This is a genomic window from Actinomyces sp. AC-20-1, from assembly GCF_023369555.1.
Lineage (GTDB): Bacteria > Actinomycetota > Actinomycetes > Actinomycetales > Actinomycetaceae > Actinomyces.
Genome location: NZ_JACJVC010000006.1, coordinates 1 through 15157, shown reverse-complemented (window position 1 = coordinate 15157; position 15157 = coordinate 1). Strand labels below are relative to the sequence as shown.

Sequence of the window (15157 nt, the reverse complement as noted above, 5' to 3'; positions counted from 1 at the left end):
CGCACGCCGGCGCCGGCCCCGCCCCCTGACGGGCGGGCGGCCGCCGGCCCGAGCCGACCGGGGCCCGGCCACCTCACACCAGAGGTGGCCGGGCCCTCGTCCGTACCACCGCGCCCGTGGGGTAGAGTCCGCTGCGCAACCTCGCCCCGTCACGAAGGACACCGCAGCATGACCATCCTGGAGATCGTCCTCAAGATCCTCCTCGTGCTCTCGAGCTTCTTCCTCATCGCCACGGTCCTGCTGCACAAGGGACGCGGCGGGGGCCTGTCCGACATGTTCGGCGGTGGCGTGTCCTCGGCCGCCGGCTCCTCCGGCGTCGCCGAGCGCAACCTCAACCGCATCACCATCGGCGTCGGCATCGTCTGGGCCATCGCCATCATCGGCCTGGGCCTCGTCGCCAGGTTCGCCTGACCCCACCCGCGGCCCCGACGACGTGGCTGCCGACGTCCTCACCCGCGCCCTGGGCGGCTACCTCGCCCACCTCAGGGTCGAGCGCGGGCTGAGCACCAACACCCTGTCCGCCTACGAGCGCGACCTCGGCCGCTACACGTCCTTCCTCGCCTCCCGGGGCGTGAGCGACCCCGAGCGCGTCACCGAGGCGGACGTCGCCGCCTTCCTCGAGGCCATCCGCACCGGCGCCGACGGCGGTCGCCCCCTCGTCGCCTCCTCCGCCTCCCGCACCGTCACGGCCGTGCGCGGCTGGCACCGCTTCCTCCTGGCCGAGGGGCGCACCAGCACCGACCCCTCGGCGGCCGTGCGCCCGCCCCAGGTGGGCCGGCGCCTGCCCAAGGCCCTGAGCGTCGAGGAGGTCCAGGCGCTGCTCGAGGCCACCGCCGCGGACGAGAGCGCCACCGGCCTGCGCGACCGCGCCCTGCTCGAGCTGTTGTACGCCACCGGCGCGCGCATCTCGGAGGCCGTCGGCCTCGTCATCGACGACCTCGACCGGGGCTCCGGCTGCCTGCGCCTGTTCGGCAAGGGGCGCAAGGAGAGGATCGTGCCCGTGGGCCGGCTCGCCTGGGACGCCCTGGACGCCTACCTCGTCCGGGGCAGGCCCGAGCTCGCCGCCCGGGGCAGGGGGGTGCCGGAGGTCTTCCTCAACACGCTGGGACGCCCCCTGTCGCGCCAGTCCGCCTGGGCGGTGCTGCGCCAGGCGGCCGCGCGCGCCGGCCAGGAGGACCTGCACGTGTCGCCCCACACGCTGCGGCACTCCTTCGCCACCCACCTGCTGGCCGGCGGGGCCGACGTGCGCGTCGTGCAGGAGATGCTCGGCCACGCCTCGGTCACCACGACCCAGATCTACACGAGGGTCACGGTGGACCACCTGCGGGAGGTCTACGCGACCAGCCACCCGCGTGCTTTCGGCTAGGCTGCCCGTGTGAGTACCTCCAGCACGACGGACCGCCAGCAGCCCGGGCTCATCGACCTGCCCTCCGAGGGCGAGGACAAGGTGTTCCCCGTGCCGGCGGCCCTGGAGTCCCACGGCCCCGCGCGCGTGATCTCCATGTGCAACCAGAAGGGCGGCGTCGGCAAGACGACGACGACCATCAACCTGGGCGCGTGCCTGGCCGAGTACGGCCGCAAGGTCCTCATCGTCGACTTCGACCCCCAGGGCGCCGCCTCCGCGGGCCTGGGCATCAACGCCAACGAGCTCGACGCCACCGTCTACGACCTGCTCGTCGCCGCGCGCCCGGACGTGCGCCCCGTCATCCACCCGACCTCCACCCCCGGACTCGACATCGTCCCGGCGAACATCGACCTGTCGGCCGCCGAGGTCCAGCTCGTCAACGAGGTGGCGCGTGAGCAGGCGCTGGCACGCGTCCTGCGCCCCGTGCTCGACGACTACGACGTCGTCCTCGTCGACTGCCAGCCCTCCCTGGGGCTGCTCACCGTCAACGCCCTCACCGCCTCGCACGGCGTCATCATCCCGCTCGAGACCGAGTACTTCGCGCTGCGCGGCGTCGCCCTGCTCGTCGAGACCGTCGACCGCGTGCGCGACCGCCTCAACCCGCGCCTGCAGATCGACGGCATCCTGGCCACCATGGTGGACCACCGCACCCTGCACTCGCGCGAGGTGCTGGAGACCCTCACCAAGGCCTTCGGCGACCAGCTCTTCGACACGCAGATCCGCCGCACCATCAAGTTCCCCGACGCCTCCGTGGCCGCCGAGCCGATCACGATCTACGCGCCCACCCACGCCGGGGCCGAGTCCTACCGCCGCCTGGCGCGCGAGCTCATCGCCCGCGGCGATGTCGCCTGATCCGCCGACCCTGACCGCCGCCACCACGGTCCGGCCCGCCGACGAGGAGGCGGCGGGGCCCGAGCGGGTGCCGGGCTTCCGCGTGAGCCTCGAGCAGTTCGAGGGGCCCTTCGACCTCCTGCTCACCCTCATCGCCCGCCGTCGCCTCGACGTCACCGAGCTCGCCCTGGCGGAGGTCACCGACGAGTTCCTGGCCCACATGCGCGCTGACTGGGACCTGGGGCACGCCAGTGAGTTCCTCGTCGTCGCCGCCACCCTCCTGGCGCTCAAGGCCCACCGCCTGCTGCCCCACGACGGTGAGGAGGACGACGACGAGGACCTCGAGCTCCTCGAGGCCCGCGACCTGCTCTTCGCCCGGCTCCTGCAGTACCGGGCCTACAAGCAGGCCGCCGCCCACCTGCGTGAGCGCGCCGAGAGGACCCAGCGCTCCCACCCGCGCGTCGTCGGACTCGCACCCGAGCTCGCCGCCCTGCTGCCCAGGCTCGTGTCCACGCTCGGCGCCGAGGACCTGGCCCGCGTGGCCGCCGAGGTCCTCTCCCGGCCCGCCGAGGACGGGGTCCAGACCGTCCACCTGCACGAGAGCGTGCCCGTGGGCGAGCAGGTCGGCCTCATCGCACTGAGGCTGCGGCGCCAGTCCAGGCTCACCTTCACCCAGATCACCGCCGACGCCGGCCGCACGGCCGTCGTCGTCGCCCGCTTCCTCGCCCTGCTCATCCTGTACCGCCAGGGCAGCGTCGAGCTCGACCAGGACCAGCCGATGGACGAGATCACGGTCACCTGGTGCGGCGCCGAGGACGACCTGACGGGCATCATGTCCCCAGACGTCGAGGAGGAGTTCGCATGAGCGAGAGCCCCCAGGGGCCCAGGAGCACCCGGCTCGACCGCCTCCTGGGCATCACCACCGCCCACCGCGCCACCGGCGAGCCCGGCACGAGGGCCACCGAGGTCTTCTTCGAGCAGGCCTCCCTCAGCGCCGTCCCGGACGCCCAGCTGCGCGCCGCCGCCGAGGCTGTCCTCATCGTCGCCGACGAGCCGGTGACAAGCGCGGCCCTCGCCGAGGCCCTTGGCACCGGGGAGGCCGAGACCGAGGCCCTGCTCGAGTCCCTGGCGGCCGAGTACGAGGGACGCGGGCCCGGCGGCGAGAGCGCCCCGGCGCCGCGGGGATTCGTCCTGCGCCGCGCCGCCGGCGGCTGGCGGCTGGCCTCCGCGCCCCTCTTCCACGACCTCGTCGAGCGCTTCGTCGTCGGCGGCGCCACCTCGCGCCTGTCGCAGGCCGCGCTCGAGACCCTCGCCGTCATCGCCTACCGCCAGCCCGTCACCCGGGGGCGCGTCGCCGCGATCCGCGGCGTCAACGTCGACAGCGTCGTGCGGACCCTGCACGCGCGCGGCCTCATCGAGGAGGCCGGCCAGGAGCCCTCCGGCGCCCACCTGTACCGCACGACCCGCGAGTTCCTCGAGTTCCTCGGGCTCGACTCGCTGGACGAGCTGCCCCCACTCGCCCCCTACCTCCCCGACGCCTCCGCCCTCGCCGAGATCGACGACGAGGCCGGTGAGCGCGCCGCCGACACCGTCCACCGCAGGAGCCACGCATGAGCCGACCCCACCACGACCCACGTCCCGGCCGCCAGGCCCGCCCCTCCCGCCGGGAGGCCGGGCTCGTGCCGACCGGCGAGCTCGGTGCCGAGGAGTTCTACGACGAGGACGACCTCGAGGAGCTCGATGAGCAGGCCGACGCCGAGCTGCTGGCCCGCTTCGACGCCGAGGCCATCGGCGAGGACGAGGAGGCGGCCATCCTCACCGCCCGGCACCGCTCCGGCCGTGGGGGAGAGGCGGACCCCCACGTCGAGGACGGTGAGCGGCTGCAGAAGGTCCTCGCCCACGCCGGCGTCGCCTCCCGGCGCGCCTGCGAGGACCTCATCGCCTCCGGGCGCGTGAGCGTCGACGGCGTCGTCGTCACCGAGGTCGGGGTGCGCGTCGACCCCACGGCCCAGGAGATCCGGGTGGACGGCACCCGCATCCTCACCAACCCCGACGTCATCACCGTGCTGCTGCACAAGCCCGCCGGCGTCGTCACCACCATGGAGGACCCCCAGGGGCGGCCCACCATCGCCGAGCTCGCCGAGCGGTACGTCGCCGAGCACGCCGACGAGATCGAGCACCCCGACTCCGTGCGCCTGGTCCACGTCGGCCGCCTGGACGCCGAGACCGAGGGCCTCATCCTGCTGTCCAACGACGGCGAGCTCTCCCACCGGCTCATGCACCCCCGCTACGAGATCTCCAAGACCTACGTCGCCATCGTCGAGGGCGAGGTCGAGCACTGGGTGCCCCGCAAGCTCAGACGCGGCATCGAGCTCGAGGACGGGCCCGCCCAGGCGGACCGCGTCGTCGTCAAGGACTCCGGGCCCGCCGGCTCCATCGTCGAGATCACCCTCCACTTGGGCAAGAACCGCATCGTGCGCCGCATGCTCGACGCCGTCGGGCACCCGGTCACCCGCCTGGCCCGCACGCGCCTGGGCCCCCTCACCCTCGGCTCCCTCAAGCCGGGGCAGATGCGCCGCCTGAGAGGGGACGAGGTCGCCGCCCTGCAGCGGGAGGTCGGCCTGTGAGCGCGGGAGCCCCCCAGCGGACCAACCCGCACGCCGTCGTCTCGACCGAGGGGCCGGTGCTCGTCGTCGGCACCGGCCTGCTCGGCACCTCCCTCGCCCTGGCGCTCGCCGCCGCCGGCATCGAGGTCCAGCTCGAGGACACCTCACCGACCTCCCTGGCCCTCGCCCGCGACATGGGGGCAGGGCAGGTCCGCGACGCCTCCAGCCCCGAGCCGCGGCTCGTCGTCGTCGCCACCCCGCCGGACGTGGCCGCCGCCGTCGTCCTCAGTGAGCTGCGGGCCCACCCGCGGGCCGTCGTCACGGACGTCGCCAGCGTCAAGGACCGTGTGCGCGCCGAGGTCCTGGCCCACGCCGGCGAGCACGCGCGCCGCTACGTCGGCTCCCACCCCATGGCAGGGCGTGAGCGCTCGGGCGCCGCCGCCGCCGACTCCGACCTGTTCGTCGGGCGCCCGTGGGTCATCGTGGCCGACGGCGCGGAGCCCGCGGGCGAGCTCGCCGTGCGCAACCTCGCCGTGGATGTCGGCGCCACCCCGATCCGCATGGGCTCGGCGGAGCACGACGCCGCGGTCGCCGCTGTCAGCCACGTGCCCCAGCTCATGTCCTCCCTGCTGGCCGCGCGCCTGGAGGACCTGCCGGAGAGCGCCCTCGCCCTGGCCGGGCAGGGGCTGCGTGACACGACCCGCATCGCGGCCTCCGACCCGCGCCTGTGGGCCGCGATCCTCGTGGGCAACGCCGGTCCCGTGGCGGGGCTCCTGCGCCAGGTGCGCGCCGACCTCGACACGCTCATCCACGGCATCGAGCAGGCGGCCCTGGACCCCGCCTCGGAGCAGTACGCCGCCCACGGTGGTGTCGAGACCATCGCCCCGGGCGCCGTCGGGGCCGTCATGGACGTCATGGCCCGGGGCAACGCGGGCCGCTCGCGCATCCCCGGCAAGCACGGGGGAGCGCCACGCCGCTACACCGAGGTCCAGGTCCTGGTGCCGGACGTCGCCGGCTCGCTGGGGCGCCTGTTCTCCGACGTCGGCGAGGCCGGCATCAACATCGAGGACTTCTCCATGGAGCACTCGGCCGGGCAGAGCGCCGGCGTCGCCATGCTCTCGGTCGTGCCCAGTGCCTCCCAGGCGCTTGAGGAGGCCCTGGACACCCGCGGCTGGCGGGTCGTGGTGGTCGGCTGAGCGTGCACGATCTCATGGGCGGCGTGCAGGGCCAGGCCCCGGGGCGCGTGGCAGGCTTAGGCGCAGATCGTCACCACGCCCCGCACGGGGCGCGAAGCAGGAGGCTGCCATGGGAATTGTCGTCGCCATCGACGGGCCGAGCGGATCGGGCAAGTCCACTGTCGCCAGGCGCGTCGCTGCCGAGCTGGGGCTGGCCTACCTCGACACCGGCGCCATGTACCGCGCCGCCGCCTGGTGGTGCGAGCGCACCGGCATCGACCTGAGCGCCGACGACGTCGACGCCACGGCCGTCACCCGCGCCGTCGAGACCATGCCCCTGGACATGGGCCTGGACCCCGAGACGCCCGGCGTCGTGTGCGACGGAGTCGATATCGCTGAGGCCATCCGTGAGCCGCACGTGGCCGCCGTCGTCTCCACGGTCGCCACGAACCTCGACGTGCGCGCCGAGCTCGCCCGGCTGCAGCGCGAGATCATCCACCAGGAGAAGACGAGTCCGGTGAACAGCTTCTCCGGCGGGGCCGGCATTGTCGCCGAGGGCCGCGACATCACCACCGTCATCGCCCCCGACGCCGACACCCGCCTCCTCATCACCGCCAGTGAGGAGACCCGCCTCGCGCGCCGGGCCGGGGACCTCGAGGCCGCGGGCAAGGACGTGGACGCCGCCGCCCTGCGCGACCAGGTGCTGCGACGCGACCGCGACGACGCCACCGTCTCCCAGTTCCTCACCGCCCCCGAGGGCGTCACCCTCGTGGACACGAGCGACATGGACCTGCCCGAGACCATCGAGCACGTCATCGACCTCATTGAGACCGCGGTGGACGAGGCGGCGGCCCGTGACGCCGAGGACGAGCTGCGCGCCGACGCCCTGCGTGCCGGGCTTGAGGACTACGAGCTCGACGAGGAGGACCTGGCCCTGCTCGAGGCCGAGGAGGTCCCCGCGGCCGATGAGGGCCTGGAGGCCGGCCTGCCCGTCCTGGCCGTCATCGGCCGGCCCAACGTCGGCAAGTCCACCCTCGTCAACCGTGTGCTCGGCCGGCGTGTCGCCGTCGTCCAGGACACCCCCGGGGTCACCCGCGACCGCGTCTCCTACCCGGCCGAGTGGGCCGGGCGGCGCTTCACCATCGTGGACACCGGCGGCTGGGAGCTCGACGTCGAGGGTCTGGACTCCGCCGTCGCCACCCAGGCGGAGGTCGCCGTCGCCATGTCCGACGCCGTCATCCTCGTGGTCGACGCCACCGTCGGCATCACGGAGACCGACGCGCAGGTGGTGCGCATGCTGCGCAGGAGCGGAAAGCCCGTCGTGCTGGCCGCCAACAAGGTGGACTCGCCCGCCCAGGAGGGTGACGCGGCCGCCCTGTGGAACCTCGGCCTGGGGGAGCCCTACGCTGTCTCCGCCCTTCACGGGCGCGGCTCCGGGGACGTGCTCGACGCCGCCATGGCGGTCCTGCCGGAGGTCTCCGCCGTCGCCGGACCGTCCCCGGCCGAGGGCTCGCTGCACCGCATCGCCCTCGTCGGGCGCCCCAACGTCGGCAAGTCGAGCCTGCTCAACGCCATTGCCGGCAGCCAGCGCGTCGTCGTCAACGAGCTGGCCGGCACCACCCGGGACCCGGTGGACGAGGTCATCGAGCTCGACGGGCGCCAGTGGCTGTTCATCGACACCGCCGGCATCCGCCGTCGCGTGCGCCAGACGCGCGGGGCCGACTACTACGCCGTGCTGCGCACTCAGGGCGCGATCGAGAAGGCGGAGGTCGCCGTCGTCCTCCTCGACGCCTCCGAGCCCATCACCGAGCAGGACGTGCGCGTCATCCAGCAGGTCGTCGACGCCGGGCGCGCCCTCGTGCTCGTCAACAACAAGTGGGACCTCGTCGAGGAGGAGCGTCGGAAGATGCTCGCCTGGGAGACGGAGCACGACCTGGCGCACGTGGCCTGGGCGCCGCACATCAACCTCGCGGCCCGCACCGGCTGGCACACGAACCGGCTCGTGCGTGCGCTCGACGCGGCGCTGGAGGGGTGGACCACCCGGATCCCCACCGGGCGGCTCAACGCCTTCCTCGGCGAGATCCAGGGGGCGACGCCGCACCCTCTGCGCGGTGGCAAGCAGCCCCGCATCCTCTTCGCCACCCAGGTGCAGACGGCGCCGCCGCGCATCGTCCTGTTCACCACCGGCTTCCTCGACGCCGGCTACCGGCGCTTCATCGAGCGCAGGCTGCGTGAGGAGTTCGGCTTCGTCGGCTCCCCGGTCCAGATCGGGGTGCGCGTGCGCGAGAAGCGCGACCGGCGCGAGCGGCGGTGAGGGGCGGGACCGGGAGTCTGACCCAGGGCGGGGGCATGAGCCTAGACTGGCCGCATGCTCAAGCCTGTTGACCCCACCACCACGCCCGCCTGGGCGGCCCTCACCGACCTGCACGCCGGCCTCGAGCCGGACCTGCGCGCCTGGTTCGCCCAGGACCCGCAGCGCGCCGAGCGCTTCTCCTACGAGCTCGGCGACCTCTTCGTCGACCTGTCGAAGAACCTCCTGACTGACGAGGTGCGCGACGCGCTTGCCGCCCTGGCCGAGCAGGTCGACGTCCCTGGCCGCCGCGACGCCATGTACGCCGGCGAGCACATCAACGTCACCGAGGACCGCGCCGTCCTCCACACGGCTCTGCGCCGCCCCGCCACCGACACGCTCACCGTGGACGGCCAGGACGTCGTCGCCGACGTGCACGCCGTCCTCGAGCGCGTCTACGCCTTCGCCGAGCGGGTGCGCTCGGGCGACTGGACCGGTGTGACCGGCAAGCGCATCGCGACGGTCGTCAACATCGGCATCGGCGGAAGCGACCTCGGCCCCGTCATGGTCTACGAGGCCCTGCGGCCCTACGTCCAGGACGGCCTGGAGTGCCGCTTCATCTCCAACATCGACCCGACGGACTGCGCCGAGAAGGTCAAGGACCTCGACCCCGAGACCACGCTGTTCATCATCGCCTCCAAGACCTTCACGACGCTCGAGACGCTGACCAACGCGCGTATGGCCCGCGACTGGTTCCTCAGCGCGCTCGAGGCCAAGGGCATCAGCACCGAGGGCGCCATCGCCAAGCACTTCGTCGCCGTGTCCACCGCCCTGGACAAGGTCGCCGAGTTCGGCATCGACCCGGCCAACGCCTTCGGCTTCTGGAGCTGGGTGGGTGGACGCTACTCCGTGGACTCCGCCGTCGGCACGGTCCTCGCTGTCGCGATCGGCCCGGACGGCTTCCGCGACCTCCTCGCCGGCTTCCACGCCGTCGACGAGCACTTCGCCACCAAGCCGCCAGCCGAGAACGTCCCCATGCTCATGGGGCTGCTCAACGTCTGGTACGTCAACTTCTTCAAGGCCGCCACGCACGCCGTCCTGCCCTACGCGCAGTACCTGCACCGCTTCCCGGCCTACCTGCAGCAGCTGACCATGGAGTCCAACGGCAAGACCGTCCGCTGGGACGGCACGCCCGTGACCACCGAGACCGGCGAGGTCTTCTGGGGCGAGCCCGGCACCAACGGCCAGCACGCCTTCTACCAGCTCATCCACCAGGGCACGCAGCTCATCCCCGCGGACTTCATCGCCGTGGCCAACCCGCAGCACCCGGTCAAGGACGGGCAGGTGGACGTGCACGAGCTGTTCCTGTCCAACTACCTCGCCCAGACGGCGGCGCTCGCCTTCGGCAAGACCGCTGAGGAGGTGCGCGCCGAGGGCACGCCCGAGGAGATCGTCCCCGCCCGCGTCTTCGCCGGGAACAAGCCGACGACGTCGATCCTGGCCCCGGTGCTCACCCCCTCGGTGGTGGGCCAGCTCATCGCCCTGTACGAGCACATCACCTTCACCCAGGGCATCGTGTGGGGCATCGACTCCTTCGACCAGTGGGGTGTGGAGCTGGGCAAGAAGCTCGCCCTTGAGATCGCCCCGGCCGTCCAGGGGGACGAGGCGGCCCTGGAGACCCAGGACTCCTCGACGCAGCAGCTCATCCGCCGCTACCGCGCCGAGCGCCGCTGAGGTCGCACCGGCTCGCCGGTCTCGCTGTCGGTGGGCGGTGACGGGGGTCACCGCCCACCGATTTCGGCCATGAGGCCCCGATGGGCTAAGGTTCTTCTCGTTCCGAGCGGACGGTGTCTGCGAGGTAACGGGCTGTGGCGCAGCTTGGTAGCGCACTTGACTGGGGGTCAAGGGGTCGTGGGTTCAAATCCCGCCAGCCCGACGAGAAGCCCGGGACCGCAATCATTGCGGTCCCGGGCTTTGTTATCGCGGTCGGCACTGAGGACGTGTCACTCATCCCTAGTCAGAGACTTTGACGATCGAGCACATTCGCGGAATCATGCGGTTCTCACGATGCTCGAGGAGCCTCGGACGGCTTCTGACCAGGGATGAGTGACAGGTCGGCCACCGCGTCCGGCTCGAAGTCCTCAAGACGCGCAGCCGTGTCCACCCAGTCGGGGCCGGTGCCTTCGCCGCACCTCGGAGTGCCGCACGAGCAGCACCCCCAGCCCGAGGCACAGGGCCTCCGCCCACGGCCACCACTCGGGCTGGAAGGGCACGAACAGGCGCTCATCGACCCCCACACGCACCTTGCAGCCAGTGCGGCCGCCGACTGAACTGGGGTAGACCAGCTGCTCGGGCACGTCGAGCGTGAAGGCGCACATCTCAGCCGGCTCGAAGTACCACGCCAGCCGGTCCGCGAAGGACAGCCGCAGCGCGTTGACGGCCAGCACGAGCGTGAGACCCGCACCGGACAGGTGGACAGCCGTGGTGAGCAGCCACCGCCGCCACCGGGGGAGCGGCACGGGCCGCTCGGCCGCCCCACCGTCCTCACGCAGGCCAGGACCCTCCTGCGCCTCAGGCCGGCAGCGCCCCACGGAAGGCCTCCTCGAGCTCGCCGTTGAGCCGCGCCATGAGCGACGGCTCAACCTTCGTCACCTCGCGGTCATAGGTCATGAGCCCGTTCGTCTCGCGCTCGACGTCGCTGACCTGGGTGTACGTGCAGGCCGCCAGCCCGTGGGCCGCCAGGGGGATGAGCTGGTCGCGGTACAGGCTCGTCATGGCCTCGGCCAGCTCCTCGGCGTCGGAGCTGAACCCGTAGCCGAACTGCACGTCCAGCCCCTCACCGTCCCACACGTGGCCGGGCACGGCCAGGTTGAGACCCCCGAACTCCGACAGGTAGAAGGGCCGGTGGTCGTGCCGGGGCGCCCGGCGCAGCCGCAGCACGTAGCGGTGGCGCGAGCGCAGGTCCCCGCGCCCCTGGTCGAACCAGCCGGAGACGGCATCCACCAGGCGCGTGGGGTCCAGGCGCCGCACGGCCGCCTCGGCACGACGGCTGTCGAACTGGCCCCACCCCTCGTTGAAGGGCACCCACATGATGACCGAGGGGTGGCAGCGCAAGTGACGCACCATCGCCGCGAGCTCACGCGCGAACTGCGCCCGGTCCACGGCCCGGCCGCGCCCGGTCCACTGCCTGAAGAGCCTGGAGCCGTCCGGGACCGTGTACCCCAGCGCCTGGACGACGCCCGAGGCCTGGATGCCGAGTGGTGGCCTGCCGCCGGAGACCATGTCCTGCACCACCATGAGCCCCAGCCGGTCGCACAGGTGGTAGAAGCGGCGGCTCTCGACCTTGATGTGCACGCGCACCGCGTTGAAGCCCATCTCCTTGAGGACGCGCAGGTCGTGCTCGACGGCGTCCTCGTCAGGCGGGGTCATGCCCGACGACGGCCAGTAGCCCTGGGACAGGGGCGCGTTGACGAGCACCGGCTCACCGTTGAGCAGGACCCGACGGCGCCGGCCGCTGCCGCGCCCGGGAGTGAGGCCCACCGTGCGCAGGCCCGCCCAGCTGGACACCTCGTCCTCGCCCACGCGCACCCGCACCCGGTACAGGGCGGGGGAGCCGGGGCTCCACAGCTGGGGTCGCTCGACCGGCAGCCGGGTCCAGGTGCCGGTGCGCACCGTCGTCACCGTCTGCCCACCGTCGGGCGCGACGAGGCTCAGCTCGCAGTCCGCAGGCTCGGCGGCGTCGGTGTCCACCCGGACGCGGAAGCCATCGAGGCCGGGCAGGGGCTCCACCCGCAGGCCGGTGACGGCCACCTCGGGCAGCGGCTCCATCCACGTCGTGCCCCAGATGCCCGAGGTCGCGGTGTACCAGATCGTGCGCGGCGTGAGCACCTGCTTGCCACGCTGGATGGAGGCCGTGTCCGTCGGGTCCGTCACCAGCACTGTCAGCTCCAGGCCTTCCGGGCCGGCGGCCGCCACCGCGTCAGGGGCGAGCACCGCCTCGACCGGCAGGTAGCCGCCCACGTGCTCGGCCACGACCCGGCCACCGACCCTCACCTGGCAGGAGTGGTCCACCGCGCCGAGCACGACACGCAGCCGGCGTCCGGCCCACGCGTCGGGGACCTCGAGCCGACGGCGGTACACCAGCGTCTCGTCCGGCTGCAGCGCGCGCTCCACACCGGAGTCGCGGGTCTCGATGGCGAAGGGCACGCGCACCGGCTCCCACCCGTCCTCGGGCAGGTCCCGGCGGTCGAGGTCCGCGCCGGGCAGGACGACGTGCTCCCACCAGCCGTCGAGCAGCACGACCTGCGCCCTCTCACGCATCGGGTCCGGGTGCTGAGCGTGCATGGGTGCTCCTCTCGGTGCCGGATGCCCATGCTATTCGCCCACCGCCCCGTAGCCTGGGCGCATGAGCAACGACCTGCACCTTCCCGCCATCGGTCTGGGCACCTACAACCTGCGCGGGCGCCGGGACGGCCGGGCCGTCACCGCCGCCGTCGCGGCCGGCTACCGGCTCATCGACTCCGCCTTCTCCTACGAGAACGAGGCCATCGTGGCCGAGGGGGTGGCACGCGCCGTCACCGAGGGCCACGCCGCGCGCGCGGACCTCATCGTCACCTCCAAGGTCCCCGGACGCCACTTCGGACGCGACCGCGCGCTGTGGGCCGTCGAGGAGTCCGCCGCCCGGATGCGGCCCATCGGGCCCATCGACCTCTACCTCATCCACTGGCCCAACCCCGCCCAGGACCTCTACGTCGACACGTGGAGGGCCCTCATCGAGGCCCGCGAGCAGGGCCTCGTGCGCCACATCGGCGTCTCCAACTTCCTGCCCGAGCACATCCAGCGCCTCGAGGACGAGACCGGCGTCCTGCCCGCCGTCAACCAGGTCGAGTGCCACCCCCGCTTCCCCAACACCGAGCAGGTCGCCCACGACGCCTCGCGCGGCATCCTCACCGAGGCCTGGAGCCCCATCGGGCGCTCCGGCGAGGTGCTGAGGGACCCGGTGGTGCTCGCCGTGGCCCAGGCTCACGGGATCACTCCCGCCCAAGCGGTCCTGGCCTGGCACGTGGCCCGCGGTGTCACCCCGATCCCGAAGTCGAGCAGCCCCGAGCGCCAGGCCGAGAACCTGGCGGCGGCCGACGTCCTCCTCGCGCCCGAGGAGGTCGCGGCGATCACAGCGCTCGGGCGCAGCGACGGACGGCTCAAGGGACAGGACCCCGCTGTCTACGAGGAGATGTGAGCGGCCCCGGTCCTCTCCCTCCCCAGCGGGGCGGCACCGGTGCCGCCCGGGCGGGTGAGCGCGGTCAGCCCGGCCGCACGCCCCCGCGGGGGTGGCATCGGTCATGTTGCGGCCCCGGTACGTGCCGTCCGGGCCGACGACGGGGGAGGATCGCCTCATGACGAGCACCCGCCCCGAGCCCACGCCCGCCACCGACCTGCCCGCCGAGATCGACCTGCGGCTCGTCGTCACCGACATGGACGGCACGCTCCTCGACGAGGACTCGCGTCCGCCGGCCGGGCTCAGTGCCCTCATGGACCGGATGCGCGCCCACGGCGTCGCCTTCTGCCCTGCCTCAGGCCGCCAGCTCGCCAACCTGCGCGCGGTCCTGGGCCCCGGTATCGACGACGGCCCCGTCATCCCGGAGAACGGCCTGTTCTCACTCGTCGGCGGGGTCGAGCTGCACTCGGACCTGCTCAGCCGTGAGCAGGTCGTGCGCGTCATCGAGGCCGTGCGGGCGCTGCGCACCCGCGGCGGTGACGTCGGCGCCGTCGTCGCCACCCGGCACATGGCCTACACCGAGCGCGGGGACGAGCCCTTCACCGCCCAGGTCGCGAACTACTACGAGCAGCGCGCCCTCGTGCCCGACCTGGCGGCGCTGCCCCTCGACGACGTCCTCAAGGTCGCCGTCTACGACTTCGAGGTTGCGGAGCGGGAGTCGGGCCCGCGGGTGCGCCAGGCCGTGCCCGACCTGCAGACCGTCGCCTCCGGCCTGCACTGGACGGACGTCATGAGCCCGCTCGGCTCCAAGGGACGTGCCCTGAGGATCGTCCAGGAGCACCTGGGCGTGAGCCCGGAGCAGACGGCCGTCTTCGGCGACTACCTCAATGACCTCGAGCTCTACGCCTGCGCCGGGCTGGGCTTCGCCATGGCCAACGCCCACCCCGGGATCCTCCAGGCCGCGCAGTACGTCGCGCCCGCCAACACGCAGGACGGCGTGGTGCGCACGGTCAGCCTCCTGCTCGACCGCCTGCCGGCCGGACGCTGATCCCGGCCGGTCCCCTCAACGCTCGTCGAGGATCCTCTCGATGTCGATGGCGGGCCCCGTGTCCCGCAGCCGGTCGAGCGCCCGACGCTCCTTCTTTGTGGGCCTGCCCGCACCACGGTCGCGCACGATCGCGGCCGGGGCGTCCAGCGGGGAGGGCCGTGGGACCGTGCGGTCGAGGTAGGCGGTGCGGGCGACGGGGGCACCGACCCGCTTGGACAGCAGACGCAGCACCACGAGGTCGCGGTCGAAGCCGGCCACCCGGTAGCGGATCTCGTCGCCGACGACGACCTGCTGGGCCGGCTTGGCGGTCGCGCCGTTGACCCGCACGTGCCCCGCCTTGCAGGCCGCCGTGGCCGCGGAGCGCGACCTGACCTGCCGCACGCTCCACAGCCACACGTCCACCCGCACCGAGGCGGGCCCGCCGGCCTCGGCGGCGGCGAGGCGCGCCTGCGCGAGCCTCGTGTCCTCGCTCGTCATGGCGGGATACTAGCGGCGCCGTGCACGCCCCCGGGGCGAGTCGCGTGAGCGCACGGCTCGGCGGCCACGGCCGGCACGCGCGCGGCCCAGGCTCCGCCGAGCGCCCAGCC

14 protein-coding genes and 1 tRNA gene are annotated in these 15157 nt (G+C 73.1%); 12 read left to right on the top strand and 3 right to left on the bottom strand.

The annotated features are described in order from the left end of the window. The first annotated feature begins 168 nt into the window (after positions 1-168). From secG to H6X67_RS04930, 10 genes are all read left to right on the top strand, one after another. On the top strand, positions 169-411 hold the full coding sequence (gene secG, locus H6X67_RS04975; RefSeq protein ID WP_249367697.1) for a preprotein translocase subunit SecG: 243 nt from the start codon (positions 169-171) through the stop codon (positions 409-411). A 49-nt stretch (positions 412-460) separates the two neighbouring features. Beyond that, a complete protein-coding gene (gene xerD, locus H6X67_RS04970; RefSeq protein WP_249367712.1) occupies positions 461-1366 on the top strand; it encodes a site-specific tyrosine recombinase XerD in 906 nt (301 codons plus the stop codon). Between the two features lie 9 nt (positions 1367-1375). Further along, entirely contained in the window at positions 1376-2257 is an 882-nt protein-coding gene (locus tag H6X67_RS04965) for a ParA family protein (RefSeq protein ID WP_249367696.1), read from the top strand. Then, positions 2247-3101, top strand: coding sequence for a segregation and condensation protein A (locus H6X67_RS04960; protein ID WP_249367695.1), 855 nt, complete (start codon positions 2247-2249; stop codon positions 3099-3101). Before H6X67_RS04965 ends, H6X67_RS04960 begins: the two co-directional genes overlap by 11 nt. Continuing rightward, on the top strand, positions 3098-3850 hold the full coding sequence (scpB, locus tag H6X67_RS04955; protein ID WP_306468456.1) for an SMC-Scp complex subunit ScpB: 753 nt from the start codon (positions 3098-3100) through the stop codon (positions 3848-3850). Before H6X67_RS04960 ends, scpB begins: the two co-directional genes overlap by 4 nt. Beyond that, complete coding sequence (locus H6X67_RS04950) at positions 3847-4863, top strand: pseudouridine synthase (protein ID WP_249367694.1); 1017 nt, start codon at positions 3847-3849, stop codon at positions 4861-4863. The genes scpB and H6X67_RS04950 overlap by 4 nt, the downstream gene beginning before the upstream one ends. Continuing rightward, the gene (locus H6X67_RS04945; RefSeq protein ID WP_249367693.1) at positions 4860-6038 is read left to right on the top strand and encodes a prephenate dehydrogenase; all 1179 of its coding nucleotides are present in this window, start codon (positions 4860-4862) and stop codon (positions 6036-6038) included. The genes H6X67_RS04950 and H6X67_RS04945 overlap by 4 nt, the downstream gene beginning before the upstream one ends. Before the next feature lie 109 nt (positions 6039-6147). Further along, positions 6148-8331 (top strand): bifunctional cytidylate kinase/GTPase Der, encoded by a 2184-nt coding sequence (gene der / locus H6X67_RS04940; RefSeq protein WP_249367692.1) that lies wholly within the window; start codon positions 6148-6150, stop codon positions 8329-8331. A 54-nt stretch (positions 8332-8385) separates the two neighbouring features. Beyond that, positions 8386-10041 (top strand): glucose-6-phosphate isomerase, encoded by a 1656-nt coding sequence (gene pgi, locus H6X67_RS04935; protein WP_249367691.1) that lies wholly within the window; start codon positions 8386-8388, stop codon positions 10039-10041. 128 nt (positions 10042-10169) lie between these two features. After that, positions 10170-10243 (top strand) — tRNA-Pro (locus tag H6X67_RS04930). Between the two features lie 205 nt (positions 10244-10448). Here H6X67_RS04930 and H6X67_RS04925 read toward each other — a convergent pair. Beyond that, a complete protein-coding gene (locus H6X67_RS04925; RefSeq protein WP_249367690.1) occupies positions 10449-10826 on the bottom strand; it encodes a hypothetical protein in 378 nt (125 codons plus the stop codon). A gap of 52 nt (positions 10827-10878) precedes the next feature. After that, complete coding sequence (locus H6X67_RS04920) at positions 10879-12651, bottom strand: glycoside hydrolase family 2 protein (protein WP_249367689.1); 1773 nt, start codon at positions 12649-12651, stop codon at positions 10879-10881. A gap of 61 nt (positions 12652-12712) precedes the next feature. Here H6X67_RS04920 and H6X67_RS04915 point away from each other — a divergent pair, with 61 nt between their 5' ends. Together H6X67_RS04915 and H6X67_RS04910 are read left to right on the top strand one after the other, a co-directional pair. Then, complete coding sequence (locus H6X67_RS04915) at positions 12713-13543, top strand: aldo/keto reductase (RefSeq protein ID WP_249367688.1); 831 nt, start codon at positions 12713-12715, stop codon at positions 13541-13543. A gap of 157 nt (positions 13544-13700) precedes the next feature. Further along, on the top strand, positions 13701-14570 hold the full coding sequence (locus tag H6X67_RS04910) for an HAD family hydrolase (RefSeq protein ID WP_249367687.1): 870 nt from the start codon (positions 13701-13703) through the stop codon (positions 14568-14570). A 15-nt stretch (positions 14571-14585) separates the two neighbouring features. Here H6X67_RS04910 and H6X67_RS04905 read toward each other — a convergent pair whose 3' ends face one another. Further along, positions 14586-15047, bottom strand: a complete 462-nt coding sequence (locus H6X67_RS04905; RefSeq protein WP_249367686.1) for an RNA-binding S4 domain-containing protein — start codon at positions 15045-15047, stop codon at positions 14586-14588. Positions 15048-15157 lie beyond the last annotated feature (110 nt).